This is a genomic window from Phenylobacterium sp. (genome assembly GCF_036402295.1).
GTDB lineage: Bacteria > Pseudomonadota > Alphaproteobacteria > Caulobacterales > Caulobacteraceae > Phenylobacterium.
Map to the genome: position 1 here is coordinate 1 of NZ_DASWTE010000193.1, position 3,683 is coordinate 3,683.

The 3,683-nt window shown below is 69.3% G+C and carries 5 protein-coding genes; 4 read left to right on the forward strand and 1 reads right to left on the reverse strand.

What is annotated here, in order from left to right; translation table 11 throughout:
- A partial coding sequence (locus VGD44_RS12100) for an ABC transporter ATP-binding protein (protein ID WP_331087288.1) occupies positions 1-452 on the forward strand: 452 nt, incomplete at its 5' end.
- A 138-nt stretch (positions 453-590) separates the two neighbouring features.
- Here the strand turns inward: VGD44_RS12100 and VGD44_RS12105 are convergent.
- Positions 591-1,373, reverse strand: a complete 783-nt coding sequence (locus tag VGD44_RS12105) for a hypothetical protein (protein ID WP_331087290.1) — start codon at positions 1,371-1,373, stop codon at positions 591-593.
- Between the two features lie 256 nt (positions 1,374-1,629).
- Here VGD44_RS12105 and VGD44_RS12110 point away from each other — a divergent pair, with 256 nt between their 5' ends.
- From VGD44_RS12110 to VGD44_RS12120, 3 genes are all read left to right on the forward strand, one after another.
- On the forward strand, positions 1,630-2,838 hold the full coding sequence (locus VGD44_RS12110; protein WP_331087292.1) for a threonine ammonia-lyase: 1,209 nt from the start codon (positions 1,630-1,632) through the stop codon (positions 2,836-2,838).
- 20 nt (positions 2,839-2,858) lie between these two features.
- Entirely contained in the window at positions 2,859-3,365 is a 507-nt protein-coding gene (locus VGD44_RS12115; protein WP_331087294.1) for an FKBP-type peptidyl-prolyl cis-trans isomerase, read from the forward strand.
- Between the two features lie 4 nt (positions 3,366-3,369).
- The coding region (locus VGD44_RS12120; protein WP_331087296.1) for a M20/M25/M40 family metallo-hydrolase at positions 3,370-3,683 on the forward strand (314 nt) is incomplete at its 3' end.

The following is a 3,683-nucleotide window of genomic DNA, read 5'->3' on the forward strand; positions in this document are numbered from 1 at the left end:
AGCTGGTGATCTGCGACGAGGCGGTCTCGGCGCTGGACGTGTCCATCCGCGCCCAGATCATCGACCTGCTGATCCAGCTCCAGAAGGACATGAGGCTTTCGATGATCTTCATCAGCCACGACCTGGCCGTGGTGCGCGAGATCAGCCACCGGGTGCTGGTGCTCTACCTGGGCCGCGTCATCGAGCTGGCCGACCGCGAGCGGATCTGGCAGGCGCCGCAGCACCCCTACACCAAGGCCCTGCTCTCGGCCGCGCCGATCCCCGACCCCGCCGTGGAGCGCACGCGCCGGCGCCTCAGGCTGGAGGGCGAGCCGCCCAGCCCGATGGACCCCAGGGCCGCGTTCCGCTTCGCGCCCTCCAGGCTGCTCGCCGATGGCGGCGCGCCGCCCCTGCCGCCGCAGCTCCGCGAGATCGCCCCCGGCCATCTGGTCGCCGAGTTCGATCCGGTCTGAAGGAAGGGCTGGAGCCCACCCTCCGACCTGGGGGCGTCGAAGGGGGCTCCAGCAGGCCGCCGGAACAGTAGGAGCGGCCACGGCCAAGGCTGCGCAGCGTCGAGGAACTGACGTACGCCGCCCAGCACTCGGGGACGGCTAGCCGAACAGGAAGTCGGCCGCCGAAAGGCTGGCGAGCGACACGTCGCGCAAGGTCGCGATGATCCCGCTGGCGTCGAGGATCATGACGTCGCTTCCCGCCTGGACGAGGTGGTGGTTGGCCAGCGCCTCCGCGAAACTGGCGTCCGAGACGCCCAGGAGCTGGATCACGTCGCCATCTGTCGCGCCGGCGTGGGCCTGGAAGTCGGTGACTTCGACCCCGTTGTCGGCCCCGGCCGAAAACACGAAGCGGTCGAATCCGTCTCCGCCGGACAGCGAGAGGTGATGCGGTCCGGCGAAGGCGCTGGCGTCGAGCGTATCGGCGCCCGCACCGCCTTCCGCCGAGACCTCGCGCACGTCGGTCCCCCGCAGGTCGCCGACCGCGATCGTGTCGTCCCCGGCGCCGGGGCCGATCGCCAAGCGCTCGACGTCGTCGATGCGCATGGTGATGTTGCCGAGGTTGCGGGTCAGGATCGCCGCCTCGCCCTGGGCGAAGACGTTGATCACCTCGGCGCCGCCCGAAGTGTTGAACAGGTGCGTGTCGACGCCATTGCCGCCGTCCAGGGTGTCGCTGCCGTCGCCAGGGTCCCAGATCAAGAGGTCGCGGCCGTTGCCGCCGATCATCAGGTCACCGCCGCCATTTCCGTCGATCACATCGTCGCCGTTGCCGCCGGCAAGTGTCTCGGCGCCGGCGTCGCCGTTGATGGTTTCAGCGATCGGGGGATTGTGATGGGCGGCGCAGGCGTCGCCTTGGTCTGTGAAGAGGTCGTTCAGTGCGGACATGATTCCAGTCGCTCCAGTCAAATCGGTGATGCGTACGCGTTCTCGACCGCGGACGACTGTCCGCGGCGTCGTATTTACTGATGGGAGGCCTTCCCAGGACTTCGAAATGAGACCTGCCTGCCGCACGGCTGGGGCCGCGCGACCGGAAGACCTGGTCCTTTATCCGGCTTCAGCGCCCTGCGGTTCAAAGCCGCCGTTGCCCGAGGCAACCGCCGCCGTTAGGTTGCGCGCCTTTTCCAGACCCCCGGCCGCGCTCATGACCTTCGCCTTCGACGACATCCTTGCCGCGCAAGAGCGGTTGAAGGGTCATATCGAGCGCACGCCCTGCCGCTTCTCGCGGACGCTCAGCGAGATCACCGGGGCGCAGGTCTGGGTGAAATTCGAGAACCTGCAGTTCACGGCGGCCTACAAGGAGCGGGGCGCGCTCAACAAGCTGCTGCTGTTGGGCGAGAACGTGCGGGCCCGCGGCGTGATCGCCGCCTCGGCCGGCAACCACAGCCAGGGCCTCAGCTACCACGCCGCCCGCCTCGGCATCCCGGTCACGATCGTGATGCCCAAGGCCACGCCCTTCGTGAAGGTGCAGCAGACCCGCGCCCACGGCGCCGAGGTGCTGATCGAAGGCGACAGCTACGACGAGGCCTCGGCCCATGCCCGCAAGGTCTGCGAGGACCGCGAGCTCACCTTCGTGCACCCGTTCGACGACCTGGACGTGATGGCCGGCCAGGGCACGGTGGCGCTGGAGATGCTTGAGGACGTGCCCGACCTCGAGGTGCTGCCGATCCCGATCGGCGGCGGTGGGCTGATCGCCGGCATGGCGACCGCGGCCAAGCACATCAAGAAGGATATCCGCATCGTGGGCCTGGAGCCGGCGATGTTCCCCTCATTCACCGCCAAGATGCGCGGCGTGCGCACGGCCCAGACCAACGGCACGTCCACCATCGCCGAGGGCATCGCGGTGAGGGAGGTGGGCGAGCACACCTACGCCGTCGCCCGGCCGCTGATCGACGAGGTGCTGCTGATCGAGGAGCCGCACTTCGAGCGCGGCATCGCCCTCTACTGCAACGTCGAGAAGACGGTGGCCGAGGGCGCGGGCGCCGCCTCGCTGGCGGGGCTCCTCGCCTATCCCGAGCGATTCCGCGGCAAGAAATGCGGCCTGGTCATCACCGGCGGCAACATCGACACGCGCCTCTTGGCGTCGGTGCTGACCCGCGAGCTCGTGCGCGAGAGCCGGATCGTCTCCCTCCGCATCATCGGCGACGACCGGCCGGGCCTGCTCGCCAACGTGTCGATGATCATCGGCCAGATGGGCGCCAACATCATCGAGGTGGCCCACAACCGCCTGGCGCTGGACGTGCCGGCCAAGGGCGCCGAGTTCGATGTGATGATCGAGACCCGCGACGCCCAGCACACCCAGGAAGTGATGGACGCGCTGCGCGAGCGGGGCTACCCGCCGCGGGTCGTCTAAGGCGCGCCCAGAGAGACCCCATGAAGCGTATCCTCATCGTCGCGGCCGCCGTCCTGGCGCTGGCGGGCTGCCAGCAGAAGACCAAGGTCGCCGAGCCGGGCGCGCCGGCGCAGCAGTCCGAGGTCTCGAAGACCTTCATGGCCAAGGTCGGCAAGGAAGCCGGTGTGACCTTCCTGCCGTCGGGCCTGGCTTACAAGGTCGTCCGCGCCGGTCCTGTGAACGGCCTGAAGCCGGGTCCCAAGGACGAGGTGAAGGTCCACTACGAGGGCAAGCTGGAGGACGGCACCGTCTTCGACAGCTCGTATGAGCGCGGCGCCCCGGCCGCCATGCCCCTGGACCGGCTGATCCCCGCCTGGCAGGAGGCGCTGCAGCTGATGCGGCCAGGCGACGAGTGGCTGCTCTACGTGCCGTCCAACCTGGGCTACGGCGAGGAGGGCGCGGGCCAGATCCCGCCCGGCGCGCCGCTGATTTTCCGGATCGAGCTCATCGACGTCCTGGCCGCGCCGGGCCGGATCCAGCAGGGATAGGACGATGGCCGCGACAGACCTCTATCCCGCGGCCAAGGACATCCTGGCGAAGCTGATCGCCTTCGACACCACATCGCGGGGCTCGAACCTGGAGCTCGTGCAGTGGGTCGAGGGCTATCTCGACGGGCTGTCGGTGCCGCACCGCCGCGTGCCCAACGCCGACGGGACCAAGTCGAACCTGATGGCGACCATCGGGCCGGCCGTCGAAGGCGGCGTCGTGCTGTCGGGCCACACAGACGTGGTGCCGGTCGACGGGCAGCCGTGGAGCACCGATCCCTGGACGCTCACCGAGACGGGCGGCCGGCTCTACGGGCGCGG

Bases quoted from the DNA above. Each gene is read 5' to 3' on its own strand.
- VGD44_RS12105 (WP_331087290.1), bottom strand. From the start codon at position 1,373: ATGTCCGCACTGAACGACCTCTTCACAGACCAAGGCGACGCCTGCGCC.
- VGD44_RS12110 (WP_331087292.1), top strand. From the start codon at position 1,630: ATGACCTTCGCCTTCGACGACATCCTTGCCGCGCAAGAGCGGTTGAAG.
- VGD44_RS12115 (WP_331087294.1), top strand. From the start codon at position 2,859: ATGAAGCGTATCCTCATCGTCGCGGCCGCCGTCCTGGCGCTGGCGGGC.